The sequence below is a fragment of the Pedobacter frigidisoli genome (assembly GCF_004331675.1).
GTDB lineage: Bacteria > Bacteroidota > Bacteroidia > Sphingobacteriales > Sphingobacteriaceae > Pedobacter > Pedobacter frigidisoli.
On record NZ_SJSN01000059.1, the window covers coordinates 1 to 1165 of the forward strand.

Genomic DNA, 1165 nt, shown 5'->3' on the forward strand with positions numbered 1-1165 from the left:
CCTTAACGATTACCCCGTTTGGATAGACAACATCGATAAGTGTTGGTGTGATAACAGTTGTGGCAGTAACCCTGACAAAGTTAGAAACAGCCCTTTTCCGTTTGTTGCGGGATACCCAATTGGCAAAAGTGGTGCGTTTTACCCCAAGGGTCTTACAATATTCCTGCTGGGTCATGCCACTTACACGCCAAGCCTCAACGGCTAACATTTTTTCTTCTGATGTTTTCATGAATTTATTTTTTTTCAAAGAAAAACATCTGGAGGGTCAATTAAAATATGGACTTCGTAGGCTGCTTACATGCATTTGTCGAAATGTTATAAAAAACTCTTCGACAAACTCAGAATGATAAATCACACAAATATTAAATGCGTATTATTTTATTTCGATTCGTGACGACACGAACCGAGGCGTGAGCATTTGTCCTAATTTCTCCCGCAGATTAATGAGATCTACGCTGATCAAATCAGCGATAATCCTCTTAATCTATGGGATTGTTTTTCGAGCTGTCGCATCGAGCTTGTCGAAATGTTCAGATTACCAACGTCTTTTCGACTGAGGCGCAGCGGAATGGATAAATCTTTGAACTGTGGACTTTCGGTTCAAAGATTTCTCGGCTTCACTCGAAATGACGGTTTTTTTGAATCATCCTATAATGCATTTGTCGAAATGTTATAAAAAACTCTTCGACGAACTCAGAATGAAAAATCACACCAAGATTATGTCTATTATTTTGTTTCGATTCTTGAGGATACGAACCAAGGCGTTTTTTTTTAACTCTCACATTGAGCCTGTCGAAAATGCTTTAAAACGTTCTGCGACAAGCTTAAAATGAAAGCTTCTAATTAGTTTCTCTCCACGAATTCTTCGTAAGCAGCCTACGAAGTCCATATTTTAATTGACCCTCCAGATGTTTTTCTTTGAAAAAAAATAAATTCATGAAAACATCAGAAGAAAAAATGTTAGCCGTTGAGGCTTGGCGTGTAAGTGGCATGACCCAGCAGGAATATTGTAAGACCCTTGGGGTAAAACGCACCACTTTTGCCAATTGGGTATCCCGCAACAAACGGAAAAGGGCTGTTTCTAACTTTGTCAGGGTTACTGCCACAACTGTTATCACACCAACACTTATCGATGTTGTCTATCCAAACGGGGTAATCGTTAAGG

At 39.4% G+C, this 1165-nt stretch carries 2 protein-coding genes; one reads left to right on the top strand and one right to left on the bottom strand.

What is annotated here, in order from left to right; all coding sequences use genetic code 11:
- A partial coding sequence (gene tnpA, locus EZ449_RS22520) for an IS66 family insertion sequence element accessory protein TnpA (RefSeq protein WP_131562947.1) occupies nt 1-229 on the bottom strand: 229 nt, incomplete at its 3' end.
- Nucleotides 230-936: 707 nt separating this feature from the next.
- On the opposite strand from tnpA (EZ449_RS22520), the gene tnpA (EZ449_RS22525) reads away from it, so the two are divergent.
- Nucleotides 937-1165 (top strand): IS66 family insertion sequence element accessory protein TnpA (gene tnpA / locus EZ449_RS22525; RefSeq protein WP_131562947.1); only part of this gene is annotated, 229 nt, incomplete at its 3' end.